The sequence below is a fragment of the Virgibacillus alimentarius genome (assembly GCF_017874635.1).
In the GTDB taxonomy this organism is placed as follows: domain Bacteria; phylum Bacillota; class Bacilli; order Bacillales; family Amphibacillaceae; genus Virgibacillus_B; species Virgibacillus_B alimentarius.
Map to the genome: position 1 here is coordinate 15,803 of NZ_JAGIKX010000024.1, position 16,824 is coordinate 32,626.

A 16,824-nucleotide genomic window follows, 5' to 3' on the forward strand; every position below is an offset into this window, starting at 1 on the left:
ATTTATATGCATATTACTATATAAGAAAGGATTTTGCTAGATGATTTATTCTCTTCAAAATAAGAAACCCCACATTCATGACTCTGCTTATATAGCCCCAGGTGCACATGTCATGGGTGATGTTACCATAGGGGAGCAGTCAAGTATATGGTTTAATTCCGTGATTCGTGGTGATGAAGCGCCAATAAAAATAGGTAAAAAATGTAATATCCAAGATAACTCAACTTGCCATCTATATGAGGAATCACCACTCATACTGAAGGATGAGGTGTCTGTTGGACATAATGTGATTTTACATGGCTGCACATTAAAAAAAGGCGCATTAATCGGAATGGGATCAACCATTTTAGATGGGGCTATCATTGGAGAAAATGCATTAATTGGAGCAAATACGCTTATTCCTTCCGGTAAGGAAATTCCTCCAAGAACATTGGTATTAGGTTCACCAGGGAAAGTTATCCGTGAATTAACAAATGAAGATCTAAATCTTATTCAACTCACAATTGACACCTATGTAAAAAAGGCAAAAGATTTTAAGACGCAACTACAACAACTTTCATAACGTTTTTTGAAAAGGAGTTCTTTAAATAGAAACTCCTTTTTTAATTGGGTAAGGATACATAAATTTAATAGAATTACGAATGCTTTGTTAATCACGCTCATAAAAATATTCTAAATTCTATTGACATTCTAAAATGAAAGCGCTATATTAATAGTTATAACGATTTACATACGTAACATAATTATTATGTTATGCGATTTTATTTTCATTACCATTATATGTTCCAGATTCAATATATTTTATGCACATTAACATCAAGGAGGACTCGAATTGATATTCAATGAAAAGTTAGAAACTTTAGAACGTAGCCAAATGGAAGAATTGCAACTAAACGAATTACAAAAGACTGTTGAAAGGGCATATAACCATGTAGCATTTTATAAGGATAAGTTTGATGAGCTTGGTATCACTCCAAAAGATATTCAATCTTTAGAAGATGTTCGCAAACTACCTTTTACGATTAAAAAAGACCTTCGGGCGAATTACCCATATGGACTTTTTGCTTCTCCGATGGAAGATATAATTCGCCTGCATGCATCTTCTGGAACTAGTGGAAAGCCTACAGTAGTCGGTTATACAAGAAACGACATTGATAATTGGGGAGAAATTGTAGCCAGGTCTATTACTGCTGCAGGCGGAGGAAAAGGCGATATTATGCATAATGCATACGGTTATGGCTTATTCACTGGCGGCTTAGGCTTACATACCGGGGGAGAAAAGTTAGGTATAGCAACCGTTCCAGTTTCTGGCGGTAATACACATAGGCAAATTATGTTAATTGAGGATTTTCAACCAAGAGTTATCTGTTCTACACCGACATATGCATTACATATTGCAGAGGTAATGGAAGAACAAGGTAAAGATCCTCGTGAAACAAGTTTAAAATATGGTATATTCGGTTCTGAGCCATGGTCTGAAGAAATGAGAAAGACTTTAGAAGATACGTTTGATATCAAAGCAGTAGACATCTATGGAATTAGTGAGGTAGTAGGTCCTGGGGTAGCCATTGAGTGTCATGAAGAACAGAATGGTCTGCATATTCAAGAAGATCACTTCTTTGTAGAAGTAATAGACCCAGATACATTAGAGCCACTTCCAGACGGAGAAGAAGGAGAACTGGTTTTTACAAGTTTAACAAAAGAAGCTCTCCCAGTAATTCGTTATCGAACTGGCGACCTTGCTAGTATTACAAGAGAAAAGTGTAAATGTGGACGAACTACTGTAAGAATGTCACGTATCAAAGGCCGCTTGGATGACATGATTATTGTGCGAGGTGTAAACGTTTTCCCTAGTGAAATGGAACGTTCCTTACTTCAAGTAAGTGACTTAGCCCCACACTATCAAGTCTACTTAAAAAGAAACGGAACAATGGATACTGTAGAATTGCATGTTGAATTGACAGAAGATTGTTATTTAGAATGTTCCCAAGATTTAGGTCATAATAATGTAGATAAACTTAAAAAGCAAATTAAAACACTCATTAAAGAGGAATGTTTAGTAAGTATTGATGTGAATATCAAGGCTCCAAAATCCATACCTCGATCAGAAGGTAAAGCGGTTCGAGTCGTTGATGAGCGAAATAAAGCTGTTTTAAGCTAAAAGCAACTAAAAAACACCTATCCGAATGATTTTAAAAACGGATAGGTGCTTTATGCTTTAATTTTAAGATTTCGTCTCAGGAATTAATTCGTGTTCCAATGCGTCGTATTCCTTATCTTTTTTCTTCAGGCTGTTACCCTCTTTAAATACCGATTCAAAAAACTCACTTGCTGGTTCTGCCAGCATTTTATAATATTCCCGAAATAAATTTGATGCTTTTGTTCCAAGCCACTTTTCTGGTAGTAGTTCATCTGGCAGACCTGGATCAATGAATAGAAACTTTCTGTATTCATGTACCAGTTTTGCACGTTCTACAAAGCATTCAGCTTGTGTCATTTCCTTGTTGTCTATTTTATCCTTTGCAATCACATAGTTGGCACTGTGTGTACTTATAAATTCTTCGTATTTGGCATTAATTTCATCAATATTCCAACATTCTTCAATCAAGTTTTTATTCTCTCTAGGGCCATCATACCTAGCTAGAAAAAAGTGAACGTATGGCTCTATATCATATTTTTCAATAATGGTTTTTAATTCTTTCTCAAGATTATTTGGAGATACCCAGCAACTGTTAGCCATCGTACCGAATCCGCTCCAAACTAATTCTTTCCTTAGTTCATCTCGTACACTGCGTTTTTCTTCAGGAATGCTATACATAAGCATACGCCACTTCCCATCCCATGTTGGTGGCTGCAATTTAAATATACGGTTCGCGGCTTCTTCCATCCTAGATATCCCAATTTCAGTCAAATAATAATAACTTTTATTTCCTTCTTTACGTGCCTTAATCCAGCCTTGTTTACTCATTCGGGAGATAGCAGCCCTAACAGACTGACCATTGTGACCAAATTCTTCAAATAAACGTATAAGGCTACCAATCCAAATTTCATTTCCATAGTGACGAATGTAGTCACCATAAAGTGTAAAAATCATTGACCTTGTATTGATAACGCCATTAGCCATCCAAAACAACACCTTTATTAAATAATTACTTGATAATCAGCAAGACTTTTAGTCAACCTGATGTATTTGTATTTTATACATTATATACTATGACGTAAAAAGAACGAGCGATAAAAAGTGATATGTTTTTAGTAATGACATAATATCAATTATAGCAGCATTTTGCAACTACTCTACTCCCCTGTAAACACTGGATCTCGCTTTTCATTAAATGCTTGTAATGCCTCTACTCTATCTTTTGTTGGGATCGTAATCTCATAAGCTTTCGCCTCGATTTGCAATCCAGTTTGTATATCTACATTCATTCCATTATTAATTGCATATTTTGCTTGTTGGATCGCTAATGGGCCATTGGCTAAAATATCATTTAGAAGTCCCTCACAAGCTTCCATTAATTTCCCTTGTTCCGAAACCTTATTTAAAATTCCAAACGCATAGGCATCGTTTGCATTTACTTTTCTTGCGGTTAAAATGAGCTCCTTTGCTTTTGATTCGCCAATAAGCCTAGGAAGACGCTGCGTTCCACCTGCACCTGGAATGATCGCCCAGTTTAATTCTGTCAAGCCCATTACCGCACTCGCATCTGCAATTCGAAAATCACAAGCAAGCATTAATTCAAATCCGCCACCAAAGGCATATCCATTTACCGCTGCAATCGTGGGTTGATTCAATTGATATACCGCATGAAATACTTCCCGTATTTTTTTAACATTCCTTCTTACTTCCTGTTCGCCTAATGTCTTTCGCTCTTTTAAATCGGCTCCAGCACTAAAAGCCTTTTCACCAGCGCCTGTAAAAATAACACCGCGTATATCTTTGTTGACATGAATGTTGTCGACAACTTCACCTAATTCCACAAGTGTTGGGTAATCAAAAGTATTTAAAGCTTTTGGTCTGTTTATTGTTACGTATGCAATGTGATTTTTCTCTTCTACTATAATATTTCCCATTTTTTCATCTCCTAATATTTATTCTTCCTGAACAAGGCGTCGCCATTTTAGACCACGCCGTTCAAACATACGTACACAATATATCTAATGTGTACTGTTATTTTATATTTCCATTTCTTACTACAGTAGCTAGACCTTGTCCAACCCCTACACACATCGTTGCTAAACCATATTCTACATTCGTCTTCTTCATTTCATGGACCAACGTTGTTAAAATACGTGCACCACTCGCACCAAGTGGGTGTCCAAATGAAATGGCGCCTCCATTTACGTTAACAATTTCCGGATTAAGCTCCAACTGTTTTATACACTCAAGTGATTGTGAAGCAAATGCCTCATTGAGCTCAACTAATCCAAGATCGTTTACAGAAAGAGAAGCGCGCTTTAAGGCTTTACGTGTTGCCTCTATTGGCCCAAGTCCCATGATAGCTGGTTCTAATCCCGCTGCACCAGATGAAATGTATCTAGCTAATGGTTCCAATCCAAGTTCTTCTGCTTTCTCGGCACTCATAATTAATAATGCGGAAGCACCATCATTAACACCTGACGCATTGCCGGCTGTTACGGTTCCATTAGGGAAAATTGATCTTAATTTCCCCAAAACTTCTAAGGATGTTTCTGGACGAGGATGTTCATCTGTGTCAACAATATATTCATTTCCTTTGCGATCATGATAGACAACTGGGACTATCTCTTCTTTAAAACGTCCAGTTTCCATTGCTTTCTTCGCTTTCATTTGACTATTATAAGCAAATTCGTCTTGTGCTTCTCTGGAGATTTGGCATCTTTCAGCTACGTTTTCAGCGGTTCTTGGCATTGAGTCCGTGCCGTACATTTCATCTAGCTTGGCATTTGTGAATCTCCAGCCAATTGTTGTGTCATAAATCTCTTGCTTACGTTGAAATGGCTTTTCCGATTTCCCCATAACAAAAGGAGCTCTAGTCATACTTTCTGTTCCACCAGCAATAAAGATATCTCCTTCACCTGCCATAACTGCCCGAGTAGCATAATTCACAGCATCAAGACCGGATGCACAAAGGCGATTAACAGTTACCCCAGCAGTTTCAACTGGCAGACCAGCAAGCAGGGAGGACATCCGCGCAACATTTCGGTTATCTTCTCCAGCTTGGTTTGCATTCCCAAGAACAACTTCTTCTATTTTCTCTGATTGAATACTTGCATTTCGCTCAACTAAAGCTTTAATGACGATTGCACCCAAGTCATCCGGTCTGACATCCTTTAATGCTCCGCCAAATCTTCCTATTGGTGTACGAACCGCATCAATAATTACTGCCTCTCTCATATTTCCTGCCCCTTCCTTACTATTCTAAATTTTTATGCACTTTTTATTTCGAAGTTTGTGGCTCTTGAGAATAATCATAAACACCTTTTCCAGATTTCCTGCCAAGTCGCCCAGCTTTCACGTATTTTTCAAGCAATGGAGCAGGACGATATTTCTCTCCAAGCTTCGCATGTAAATATTTCATATTGTTCAAGCGTGCATCCAAGCCGACAAGATCTACCAATTCAAAAGGACCCATTGGATAATTCAAACCGAGTTTGATCGCTTTATCGATTTCCTCTGGTGACCCAACACCTTCTTGCAGCATATAAAATGCTTCATTACCAACTAAAGCACTAATACGACTTGTAACAAATCCAGGAAATTCATTCACAACCACAATTTCCTTTCCAATCTGTTCCCCAACATTTTCAATCGTTGCTACGGTTTCATCACTTGTTTCCAAACCACGGATGACCTCAATTAATTTCATCTTATGAACAGGGTTGAAAAAGTGCATAGCAATAACATTTTCAGGACGTGAAGTAAATGAGCCGATTTCGGTCGGACTCATCGTGGATGTATTTGTCGCTAGTACCGCTTCTTCCTTTGCATAACGATCAGCAGTTTCAAATACAGATCGCTTTATTTCTATTTTTTCAGGTACCGCTTCAATGATAAGATCTGCCATTTCCATACCTTTTTCCATTTCACTAACATATTTTAGTGATTTTCTAGCTTTCTGTATCTGTTCTTCTGTTAGTTTTTTATTCTTGTCAAATAGTTTATTAATCTCATTTTCTGCTTGCTCTAATTGTGATGCATTTACATCTACCAATTGAACTTGGAAACCACCTGCAGCGCATACATAAGCAATTCCTCTCCCCATTACTCCTGCGCCAACTACTGTAACGTTTTCCATAAAAGATTCCTCCTATACTACATCATTAAGAATACGGGCACGCCTTTTTAAAGGCGTGCCCGCGCTTACTAAATACAAAATGGATGAAGCGGACGGCTGCCTGATAGAACGCTTTTCTTCCGTGGACAGGTCCTAGCCTTTATACTTTGTTTACAGCCATGCCGCGGCCTGCTTCCTTACATCACCCAAATGAAGTTTCCGAAAAAGGCGGAGACAGCGATACCTGCTTTTAATAAGCGAGACGCCCTGCTAAACATAATCATTTACCCAAACATTCGAACTTTTCATTCTAATGTTAACTTCCCCTGCTCTGATATATGTAGAAGAAGTTGTCCTGTTTTTTCATCCGCACGGGCTGCTGGATTAAACCTTTTACTGAAGTTATACCTAACATACCAACCATAACTAATGTATTAAGTTATATTATCTATTTTCCTTTAAATACAGGTTTGCGCTTATTTAAAAAGGCTTCTACACCCTCTTTGTGGTCCTCTGTACTACCGGCAATCTGCTGAGCATATGCTTCTTTTTCAAGAAACTGATCTAAATCTAATTCCCAGCTTTCCTGCAAATAACGTTTCATAAGTCCAATTGCCTTGGTAGGTTTGCCCACAAGTTTTTCAGCAAATGTACTTACCTGCTCCATAAACTCATCTTCATGAACGACTTTTGTAGCTAAACCTAATTTTTGCACTTCTTGAGCTGAAATTTTATCACCCATAACAGCCAGTTCGAGAGCTTTTGCGTGACCTATTAATTTCGGCAAATAATAAAGGTTTCCGCAATCTGGGAAAAGTCCTATATGGATAAAGGCTTCTACAAAACTAGCTTTCTCCGAAAGAATGCGAAAATCACAAGCAAGTGCCAAACTCATCCCCGCTCCAGCAGCAGTACCGTTTACTGCAGCGATAACGGGTTTTTCCAGTGTTGCTAATTCTTTGAGCATTGGGTGATATCGCTTTTTTAAAATATCGCCATAATCTATATCATCTTTAATTCCGCCCAAGTCTTCACCAGCAGAGAAGGCGCGACCATTGCCTGTAATAACAAGGCAGCGAACAGAATCATCACGTTTTACGTTTTTAATAGCTTTTGTAATTTCTTTATTCATTTGTTCGGTAAACGCATTCAATTTGTCTGGACGATTAAGTGTAATCCAAGCAGTACTACTTTTCACTTCATATTCGATCGTTTCAAACATTCGTTTCCTCCTACCTACCTTCAAAATTAGGAAGGCGTTTTTCTATAAAGGCTTGCATTCCTTCTTTTTGATCCAAAGATGAAAACAGTAAATAAAAGTTTTTTCTTTCGAATTGCATACCGTCATAGATTGTTGAATCAACCGCCTTATTTACTGATTCCTTAATGAGGCGAAGCGATAACGGGGCTTGTTTTGTTAACTTTTTAGCAAAAGTCATTGTCTCTTCCATTAAAGCCTCTTCTGGAATAATTCGATTAATTACGCCATAATGCATCGCTTCTTTGGCTTCCATTGGATCACCGAGCCATAGCCATTCTAAGGCTTTTGCTTTACCCATCGCTTTCGTTAATCGTTGTGTACCTCCTGCACCTGGCATTACACCAAGCTTCACCTCTGGAAAGCCCATCTGTGCTTTTTCAGAAGCAAAAATAATATCACAGCTAAGCGCTAATTCAAAACCGCCACCAAGCGCAAATCCATGTACAGCAGCAATAACCGGCTTTTTAATCAGGCTGATTCGATCCCAGACAGCAAATTGATTTAACAATTCCATGCGAATGGAATCATCATCAGCCATTTCATCGATATCAGCTCCAGCAACAAACGCTTTTCCGTTACCCTTAATAACAATTACTTTTGCTTCCTCATTCTGATCAAAATTTTCCATTGCTGCTACGATCTCATCAACCATCTCTCGATTTAAAGCATTTAAGACGTCAGGCCGGTCTAACGTGATAACACCGACCTCGTCTTTTATGTCTGTCCTAATAAACTTATTCATTAACTTCTTCGCCAATCATCATCGTAACCAAATCACCTGCAAATTGCATTACATCTTTTCCAGATGCCTTTGCTTCATCTGTTTTCATCGCTTCTTTGAAAGCTTCATGACTTTCATAATACATTTCGCATAGTAAATAGTATTCACTTTCTTTCCCCATTGGTGTACCGACGATTTTAGTTACTTCCATTTTTTTAAGACCAGGAATTTTTGCCGTGATTGGGCTATGAACATTGTAATAGTGTTCATCGAATTTTTCTTTATCTTCCGGTTGTTTATAAAGCGCAATCATTTTAATCATCATACGTCATCCCCTTTGTTTATTAAATACTTGAAATAGGCTTCATTGCTTCAAATGGGTTTTTGCAACTGCTACAGTATAAAATACTTCTGCACGCAGTTGGCCCAAATATGTTTTCCATTGTTGTATAAGGTGAGTCACAATAGGGACAATTCACTTCCCATGGCCCGATCATGCTTAATTTTCTTGGTGGAGGAGCAATGCCGAATTCCTTTAACCGAATACGTCCAAGCTCCGTAATTCGTTCTGATGTCCAATGTGGTTCTTTTAAAAATTCCACTTCCACGTCTTTCAACTGTAAGGATTCTTCTAAGGCTGTTTGAACGTTCTGTGCAATGATATCGAGGGCTGGGCAGCCAAGAAACGTTGGTATAAGCTGTACTTTAACGGCTTTGTCATCTCCGCAGATAACATTTTCCACCATCCCAAGATCAATTATGCTGACCGAATCGATTTCTGGGTCCTTCACAGTTGAAAGCACTTCCATAACTTCCTTAGATAAATCGGTCTTCATCATGCTGATCACCTCTTTTTTACTGTTGATAAGTGATTACCAACCAGCTGCCGGATCTACTTTATACACTTCAGACAGCGTTTGTAGTGCTGTTGTTAAATCTTCCGTATGCTCTCCGTTTCTGCCATCTCCGCGTTCCATTCCCGGACCATCATTCGTTGGCAATTCTACACCGAGTTTTTCAAAAACTTCTTTAATTTCAGTCATCCATTTGTCTTTCAATTCTTGTTCTTCTTTAATTAATCCTAGACGGGCCATTTCCTTTGCACTTGGTCCGAGTGTCAGAACGCCATCAAAGTCTTTCCAAACTTTATCAATGGCTTGACGCATCCGTTTTTTCGCTTCATCTGTTGCATTAATTAGCTGAGTAAACCACATGTTCCAATGTGTTAAATGATAATATTGCTCTAAAATCATTTTCTTAGCTACTTGTGCAAGCGGTTTATAAGAAGAATTTTTCAATGAAGATAGACGAATCGCTTTTGAAATATCGTAAAAATAATTTCGAACAACAGCAAATGCCCAATCATATTCCGGTTCTTCCAGGTAATTTCCTGGTCCATTAACCTCTTCTAGTATAATAGCATTTTTGCGTTCTTTTGGTTCACGTAAGTGGGCAAGATCGTCGGCCTTACCTTCGCCCAATTCCTCTAACATCTCATAGTATATCACTGCATGCCCCATTTTGTCCTGACTAATGGAAGAAAATGCTACGTCTTCCTCAATATGAGGTGCAATACCTAGCCATTCAGATCCTCGAAAAGCTAAAATAAAATCATCATCTGCAAGTTGGTAAAGCAATTCCACTAATTCTTTTTTATACGCTGCATCTTTCTCCACTTCTTGTGCTGTATTATATTCAACCACGCTTGATACCCCCAGCCCATGACATAATTTCTTTTTCATCTAACATTTGTTGTTCATACTGACGCCATTTCTTCTTTAAATAACCATAGCCTTTTGTTTCTCTATAGTCTTTATTATCCATACGTTTCAACATTTCCTTATCTTCCTCTGAAACCTTTGTAATGTTATCGCGTCTAACTACCCAAATATCTCCTACTGGCTCACGCCGCATAAAGTTTTCCTTGGCCATAACCAGAGCCATTTCATGGTTAGGTGCTAACAAACTAAACTGATGCTGCATTGGTGCAGAACTATTTTTCCTGCTAAATACTTCGAACTCTTGGTAAAATGCGTCTATATGTTCTTTCTTCTCCATTTTATTTAAGCCTCCTTAAACACTAGCTGTTTGCATTGTTTGTTTCTTTCCAAGCGCTTCTCGAACCCATTCGTTATTCTCATGTGAAATTTCACGTAAACGTAATCTAGCTTGTGATCTAGGTCCATTATTTGACACAATTTGTTTGAACTTATCCCAATCCGGCTGCTGATAAACCCACATTTCTTCTTCTTCATCATAGTGCAGTGTTTCATCAGGAACAGTCAGTCCGATTGAGTGAATACGCGGAATATATTTTGTTAAAAAGTCTTGTCGCAATTCTTCGTTTGACTTCGTCCGTAACTTATACATGATGTTCTTGTCCTGATTGGAATTTCCTGTACGCTTACTGGTGTCTGGACCAAAGAACATTAGTAAAGATTCCCACCATCTGTTAACAGCATCTTGAAGCATTTGTCTTTGTTCATCCGTTCCTTCTGCAAGTGCCATTACAATCGCTTCGCCATGTTGGGCATGGAACACTTCTTCTGCACAAATTCGTTTTAAAGCTCTTCCATAAGGTGCATAGGATGTAGTCAGCATCATCGTTTGTGATATAATTGCAGCTCCATCAACAAGCCAAGCAATTACCCCTGCATCTCCCCATGTTGGCGCTTCCATATGAAACACGTTATGAAACTTCAGACGGCCTGTAAGAAGATCTTCCATAATATCCTCACGTCTTTTTCCTAATGGTCGCATGAGATCTTCCGCTACTCGAAGCAATAATTGTCCATGCCCCATTTCGTCTTGTACTTTAGACATGATGGCTAATTTTCTTCTTAGGGATGGTGCTTTTGGAACCCATTCTTTTTCTGGAAGTGCACCCATAATTTCACTAATACCATGCATTGGGATTAATTTAAGCAATTGTTTGCGGTAATCATCTGGCATCCAATCATCAGCTTCTATTTTTTCTCCTGCATTAATTCTTTCTAAAAATCTATCATACTTTTCTTCTTCCGTTAACGAATCAAAAGCGAATAAACTCATTATTTTACCTCCCCATATTTCAATCAAAGTATAACGTTATTTATACGATATTATATAATGTTGTTATATAAATTGCAAGAGTTTTCTTGATTAATAAACTATTTCATCTGCTATACCATTCTTTAAAAACAACTTTTTTCCCTCGTTAGTGTTCATTTGTAGAACGACATTGATCCAATATGTACCACTATATATTGTTAAAAATATTGTTAAAATACGGAAATGCATGTTGTAAGCGTTGGCATATAAATTGCATTTGATAGTATAACAACATTTAGGGGAGGTTGATGAGATTCCTGAGTTCCATTAGGTTAAGAGAGCTTACAGTGACGGGTGATTGGGAAAGATGTGCTTTGGAATACAGAAACGTATAAGGAGGAGAATTGCATGTCTAAAACAGATTGGAGTTTAGTAGAGGAATGGGATAATAAGTATATACTAAGAACTTTCTCTACACAGGATGAATATCAAACAGTGCCAATTGAGTCAACAGAAGGTGATTACCTTGTTATGCCTGATGGAACACGCCTTTTAGATTTCTTTAACCAATTATATTGTGTAAACACAGGGCAAAGAAATAAGAAAATCAATGATGCGATTAAGAAAGCACTCGACCGCTATGGATATGTATGGGATACATTTACAACAGATTATAAAGCAAAAGCAGCAAAACTGATTATGGAAGATATTTTAGGTGAAGAAGATTGGCCAGGAAAAATCCGATTTGTATCAACTGGAAGTGAAGCAAACGAAACAGCTCTATTTTTGGCACGCTTATATAAAAACCGGCCAAATGTCATCACAAGAGAGTATGGCTTCCATGGTTGGACTGGCGGGGCATCTACGTTAACAAGAATAAAAGGAGTTCGAAGCGGAATAACGGAGACAGAGGAAGATACTACGCCACGTCATATCCCAGGAAGAAATGACGGAACCATTGCAGTAGCTCCTTCACCAAACTGTATGCGCTGTTCTTTAGGGCACACTTACGGTAGTTGTCATGACAAGGAAACAGGTGAACTTGCCTGTGTTACGTATACACGAAGAATGATTGAAAATAAAGGACCTGAACAAGTTGCCGGCATTGTAACAGAGGTTACTCAAGGTGCAGGATCTGTAAAACCACCGAAAGAATACATCCCACAAATAAGAAAAATGACAAAGGATTTAGATATTTTATGGATCGTTGATGAAGTTTTAACAGGATTTGGTCGAACGGGCAACTGGTTTAACTATCAAGAGTATGGTGTTGAACCGGATATTATGACAATGGCAAAAGGCATTTCAAGTTCTACTATTCCTGCCGGAGCCGTTATTGTTAATAAAGAAATTGCTGAATTTATGGATCAATATCGCTGGGAAACAGTATCGACCTACTCAGGACATCCGATTGCAATGGCAGCAGTTTGTGCAAATATCGAGTATATGATCGAAGAGAACCTTATTGAAAAGGCCGATGAAACAGGCCAGTATATAGGCAAGCGATTAAATGAATTAAAAGAAAAACATCCAACAGTTGGCCTTGTAGCAGGGTCAGGGGTTTTATGGATTGTCGAACTTGTCAAGGATGAACAAAATCGTCCATTTATTCCATTGGATAGAAATACGAGTCATGAAGTAGACCCCAGCAGCTATCCGATTAATATTGTCAATGCGAAAGCTATGGAAAAGGGAGTCTTAATTGGCGGTTTCGTTCCAAATACATTACGGATTGGATGCTCGCTAAATACATCTAAAGAAGATGTAGATAAAATGATTGATGCATTAGATTATGCATTGGACCACTTGGATAAAGTTGCAGAAGATATGCAAACAAAGGAAAAGGTAGTGGAAGGATAATATTATCTTCCCCTAAAAAAATCCAATAAAAAAAGACTGTATAAATACGGCAATGCCCTTTTATACGGTCTTTTTTATGAAATGGTTCTTACTTTATTGCAGGTCATTTTAATTACCAGAGAACAGTCATTTATAGTCAATTTGAATATTATTTTTTCTCATGCTTTCTATTTTTCTATATAACGTGTTTCTTCCAATCCCCAAAATACGTGCTGCTTCTGACATATTCCCCTTGGTTTTCGTAATCGTTTGGATAATCGTTTCGTTTTCCCTATCTTGCAGCAATGAACCTGTCTGACTTATCGTCTTATTACAATTTTTCATATATGGTGGAAACGCGTTTACTTCTATCCTACTAGTAGGTGAAGCAAAAGCGGCTTGCCTTAATGCATGACTTACTTGGCGGATGTTTCCCGGCCAATCATACGTTTCAATAAAGTTCTCTGCATCCTTTGAAAAGGATAATTGCGGGCGGCCAAGTTCTCTCGCCACCTCCATTAACTTCATTTTTGCGAACTGCAAACGATCGGAACGTTTCCGAAAAGGCGGCAGTTGAATGTGGATACCTTGTAGCCTAAAAAATAGATCAGCACGAAAACTCCCCTCTTCTACCTTTTTCCATAAATCTTTATTCGTTGCTGTTATTAAACGTACATCGACTGCTATCGATTTTGTGCTTCCGATTCGCTTGATTTGAAAATCTTGTAATACGCGCAGTAATGTGATTTGAATGTCCATCGGCAGCTCGGCTATTTCGTCTAAAAACAAAGTACCGCCGTTTGCTTGTTCAAAAACTCCTGCTTGCCCCTTCTGTTTTGCTCCTGTAAAAGCCCCACCTTCATAACCAAAAAGTTCACTGCCTGCTAAACTTTTTGTAATCGCCCCACAATTTAACGCTACAAAAGGTTGGGCTGACCTGGAACTAGCTTCATGTATTGCTTGACTTACCATTTCCTTTCCAGTACCGCTTTCCCCTGTGACCACGACCGTATAATCTGTTTCTGCCACTCTTTTAGCTAATGATAAAGCATGTACAAAATGCTCATCCTCACCATGTATATTAGAGAATGTAAAACGCTTATTTATTTTAGGTTGAGCATACCGCTTCTCGACTTTATTCGATTGATTCATTGAAAATAATTTGGGACTTGAATTAACAACAGATGCTAATAATTTTTTATGATTTTTTGATTCAATTTGAATCATTTTCCCATCCCCGTTTACAGATTCATCAAATATTCTTTCAGGCCGTTTAAAAATGTCATTAATGTTCATTTCTTTTCCGCCTTGCTTTTCTAATGATAGCAAAGTACGTGCCTCCCGATTGACACCGATAATCTGACCGTGTTTATTTATCGCTATTAATGCTTCAAATATACCTTTCTCTTCTGGATACAAAGAAATAATCATCTTTTCTTCTTGCGTACGTACCAGTAACCAGTTTTCTATTTTTCGAGCAATCACATCTACCATGCCAAACGTCATTGGATGATATAAATCCGCGTGTCCACTTACATTCAATACCGCCTGTAAATTTCCATATGGGTCAAAAATAGGTGAGCCTACACAATAAAGCATATGATGTGACTTTAGATAATGATCCTTTCCGATAACTGCAAGAGGCTTTTGTTCCATTGCAACTGTTCCAGCTGAATTTGTACCTCGCACTTGTTCTGACCAGCAAGCACCATCTTTTAAATAGATTTTCTCCGTATCTTTTAAAAATACTGGATCTCCCATGCTATGTAGTAATATACCTGAAGGGTTCGAAATAACAACAACAGAGTTTGAAGATTTTAAAGAATGTGCTAATTGCTCTATCGTAGGATGAACCGTTCTTAATAATTTTTCCCCTTTTTCTTTATGCTGGCGTAATTCTTTGTCTTCCAAAATGGCCTCTTTTGCTTTTAGAATGCAAGCGCCATACTGTTCACTTCTTTTCCACGAGCCTTTGAGATTTTCATTCATGAAGTTCGACATCTACACCACCTCGCATAATATTCAGTATATTTACATTTGTTATAATTTTAACACGAATATTTTTATTACTCAATTGTGCCAATTTAGAACGCCTTGTTTCCAATTTGAACAAATAATTATTTAAAACATGGGATAAAGGGCACTTTTTTATTGGCATATAAATTGCATTATATAATGCAAAAATATGGAGGTAGATATGTATGGCTAATCAAGTAATCAGTCTCGACAGGCGCGTAGCTCAGTTTTTAGAAGGTGGGCCAAAAATGCTTTATATCGGCGGTGAGTTTGTAGCATCCGCTTCCGGTAAAACATTTAAATCCATTAACCCTTCTACTGGCGAGGAACTAAAGTCGGTATACGAGGCAGATAAAGAAGATGTAGATCGGGCTGTTCATGCGGCGGAAAAAGCGTTTTATGGTGATTGGAGTAAATTAACTGCCAGTGAACGCGGGCAATTGATATGGAAGCTAGCCGATTTAATTGAAGAACATTTAGAGCCTTTAGCTCAATTAGAGTCTCTTGACAATGGAAAGCCAATTAACCATGCACGTACCGCTGACCTACCTTTATCCATCGATCATTTTCGATACTATGCAGGTTGGGCTACTAAAGTTTCTGGCGAAGTGATATCCAATTCCTCTGGTAAAGAAATGTTAACGTATACAAGACGGGAACCAATAGGTGTCGTTGGGCAAATTATCCCATGGAACTTCCCGCTATTAATGCTAGCTTGGAAAATGGGAGCAGCTTTAGCAACAGGGAATGTAATCGTCTTTAAAACAGCTGAACAAACACCATTAACAGCTTTATATTTAGCTGACTTAATTAATGAAGCAGGATTTCCTCCAGGTGTAGTCAATATTTTAAGTGGTTATGGCGAAACTGCTGGGGAAGCAATCGTTCAGCATCCTCGTATTCGTAAGGTAGCGTTTACAGGATCTACTGAAGTTGGGAAAAGAATACAACAGCAAGCAACAGGAAATTTGAAACGTTTATCCCTTGAACTAGGAGGAAAATCACCAAATATTATTTTTTCAGATGCCGATTTAGAAAAGGCTATTCCAGGAGCTATGCTCGGAATTTTCTTCAATATGGGGCAAGCATGTTCCGCTGGATCACGTCTCTATGTTCATAAAAAAGTTTATGATAAAGTTCTCTCGGAAATGAAAGCTGCAGCTTCACAAATGCAGGTAGGAATGGGGCTAGATGAAACGACCGATATCGGCCCACTCGTCTCCCAAGAACAGTTTCAGCGTGTCAATCGCTATCTAACGGAAGGACATGAAGCAGGAGCAAAGTCTATTATTGGCGGACAGTCACTTGATCGTTCCGGATACTATGTACCACCTACTATTTTTTCAGATACGAACCATGATATGTCCATCGTTCAAGATGAGATATTCGGCCCAGTACTTACTGCAATGCCTTTTGATGATGAGGATGATTTGACTGAAATTATCCGAAAAGCCAATGCAAGTGAATACGGATTAGCTGCTGGTGTTTGGACTACTGATGTTCGTAAAGCGCATCGCGTTGCCCATCGAATTGAAGCAGGAACAGTTTGGGTTAATGATTACAACGCACTTGATGCAGCAGTACCTTTTGGAGGATATAAACAATCCGGATATGGCCGCGAAATGGGCTCCTATGCGTTAGACCTTTATACGCAGGTAAAATCGATTTGGGTCAATCTAGAATAATAGGAAGTTCAGCAT

The 16,824-nt window shown here is 38.3% G+C and carries 16 protein-coding genes; 4 read left to right on the top strand and 12 right to left on the bottom strand.

The genetic code is table 11. From position 1 onward, the window contains the following. The first annotated feature begins 40 nt into the window (after positions 1-40). Together J2Z81_RS11510 and J2Z81_RS11515 are read left to right on the top strand one after the other, a co-directional pair. The gene (locus J2Z81_RS11510; protein ID WP_226371390.1) at positions 41-562 is read left to right on the top strand and encodes a gamma carbonic anhydrase family protein; all 522 of its coding nucleotides are present in this window, start codon (positions 41-43) and stop codon (positions 560-562) included. 312 nt (positions 563-874) lie between these two features. Then, positions 875-2,161, top strand: coding sequence for a phenylacetate--CoA ligase family protein (locus tag J2Z81_RS11515; RefSeq protein WP_390337241.1), 1,287 nt, complete (start codon positions 875-877; stop codon positions 2,159-2,161). Positions 2,162-2,224: 63 nt separating this feature from the next. Here J2Z81_RS11515 and paaX read toward each other — a convergent pair whose 3' ends face one another. The 11 genes from paaX to paaA all read right to left on the bottom strand — a co-directional run bounded on the left by paaX (position 2,225) and on the right by paaA (position 11,290). Further along, positions 2,225-3,124 carry a phenylacetic acid degradation operon negative regulatory protein PaaX gene (paaX, locus tag J2Z81_RS11520; RefSeq protein WP_029266150.1) on the bottom strand — a complete coding sequence of 300 codons (900 nt, stop codon included), beginning with the start codon at positions 3,122-3,124 and terminating at the stop codon, positions 2,225-2,227. Between the two features lie 173 nt (positions 3,125-3,297). Next, complete coding sequence (locus tag J2Z81_RS11525) at positions 3,298-4,074, bottom strand: enoyl-CoA hydratase-related protein (protein WP_226371392.1); 777 nt, start codon at positions 4,072-4,074, stop codon at positions 3,298-3,300. A 97-nt stretch (positions 4,075-4,171) separates the two neighbouring features. Then, complete coding sequence (locus tag J2Z81_RS11530) at positions 4,172-5,377, bottom strand: thiolase family protein (RefSeq protein WP_226371393.1); 1,206 nt, start codon at positions 5,375-5,377, stop codon at positions 4,172-4,174. Positions 5,378-5,420: 43 nt separating this feature from the next. Further along, a complete protein-coding gene (locus J2Z81_RS11535) occupies positions 5,421-6,278 on the bottom strand; it encodes a 3-hydroxyacyl-CoA dehydrogenase (protein WP_029266156.1) in 858 nt (285 codons plus the stop codon). Between the two features lie 427 nt (positions 6,279-6,705). Beyond that, the gene (locus tag J2Z81_RS11540; RefSeq protein ID WP_029266158.1) at positions 6,706-7,479 is read right to left on the bottom strand and encodes an enoyl-CoA hydratase-related protein; all 774 of its coding nucleotides are present in this window, start codon (positions 7,477-7,479) and stop codon (positions 6,706-6,708) included. 10 nt (positions 7,480-7,489) lie between these two features. Continuing rightward, positions 7,490-8,260, bottom strand: a complete 771-nt coding sequence (locus J2Z81_RS11545; protein WP_029266160.1) for an enoyl-CoA hydratase/isomerase family protein — start codon at positions 8,258-8,260, stop codon at positions 7,490-7,492. Next, on the bottom strand, positions 8,253-8,561 hold the full coding sequence (locus tag J2Z81_RS11550) for an EthD family reductase (RefSeq protein ID WP_029266163.1): 309 nt from the start codon (positions 8,559-8,561) through the stop codon (positions 8,253-8,255). Before J2Z81_RS11550 ends, J2Z81_RS11545 begins: the two co-directional genes overlap by 8 nt. Before the next feature lie 22 nt (positions 8,562-8,583). Continuing rightward, positions 8,584-9,075, bottom strand: coding sequence for a 1,2-phenylacetyl-CoA epoxidase subunit PaaD (gene paaD, locus J2Z81_RS11555; RefSeq protein WP_029266165.1), 492 nt, complete (start codon positions 9,073-9,075; stop codon positions 8,584-8,586). Positions 9,076-9,111: 36 nt separating this feature from the next. After that, the gene (gene paaC / locus J2Z81_RS11560) at positions 9,112-9,981 is read right to left on the bottom strand and encodes a 1,2-phenylacetyl-CoA epoxidase subunit PaaC (protein WP_051681350.1); all 870 of its coding nucleotides are present in this window, start codon (positions 9,979-9,981) and stop codon (positions 9,112-9,114) included. Beyond that, the gene (paaB, locus tag J2Z81_RS11565) at positions 9,935-10,297 is read right to left on the bottom strand and encodes a 1,2-phenylacetyl-CoA epoxidase subunit PaaB (protein WP_029266169.1); all 363 of its coding nucleotides are present in this window, start codon (positions 10,295-10,297) and stop codon (positions 9,935-9,937) included. Before paaB ends, paaC begins: the two co-directional genes overlap by 47 nt. Positions 10,298-10,312: 15 nt before the next feature. Next, positions 10,313-11,290 (bottom strand): 1,2-phenylacetyl-CoA epoxidase subunit PaaA, encoded by a 978-nt coding sequence (gene paaA / locus J2Z81_RS11570; RefSeq protein ID WP_029266171.1) that lies wholly within the window; start codon positions 11,288-11,290, stop codon positions 10,313-10,315. 387 nt (positions 11,291-11,677) lie between these two features. On the opposite strand from paaA, the gene J2Z81_RS11575 reads away from it, so the two are divergent. Further along, positions 11,678-13,129, top strand: coding sequence for a class-III pyridoxal-phosphate-dependent aminotransferase (locus J2Z81_RS11575; protein WP_051681351.1), 1,452 nt, complete (start codon positions 11,678-11,680; stop codon positions 13,127-13,129). A gap of 126 nt (positions 13,130-13,255) precedes the next feature. Here the strand turns inward: J2Z81_RS11575 and J2Z81_RS11580 are convergent, their stop codons facing one another. After that, positions 13,256-15,109: a sigma-54-dependent Fis family transcriptional regulator gene (locus J2Z81_RS11580; protein ID WP_226371394.1), complete on the bottom strand. Its 1,854-nt coding sequence runs from the start codon at positions 15,107-15,109 to the stop codon at positions 13,256-13,258. A 200-nt stretch (positions 15,110-15,309) separates the two neighbouring features. Here J2Z81_RS11580 and J2Z81_RS11585 point away from each other — a divergent pair, with 200 nt between their 5' ends. Then, the gene (locus J2Z81_RS11585) at positions 15,310-16,809 is read left to right on the top strand and encodes an aldehyde dehydrogenase family protein (protein WP_029266176.1); all 1,500 of its coding nucleotides are present in this window, start codon (positions 15,310-15,312) and stop codon (positions 16,807-16,809) included. Positions 16,810-16,824: the final 15 nt, after the last annotated feature.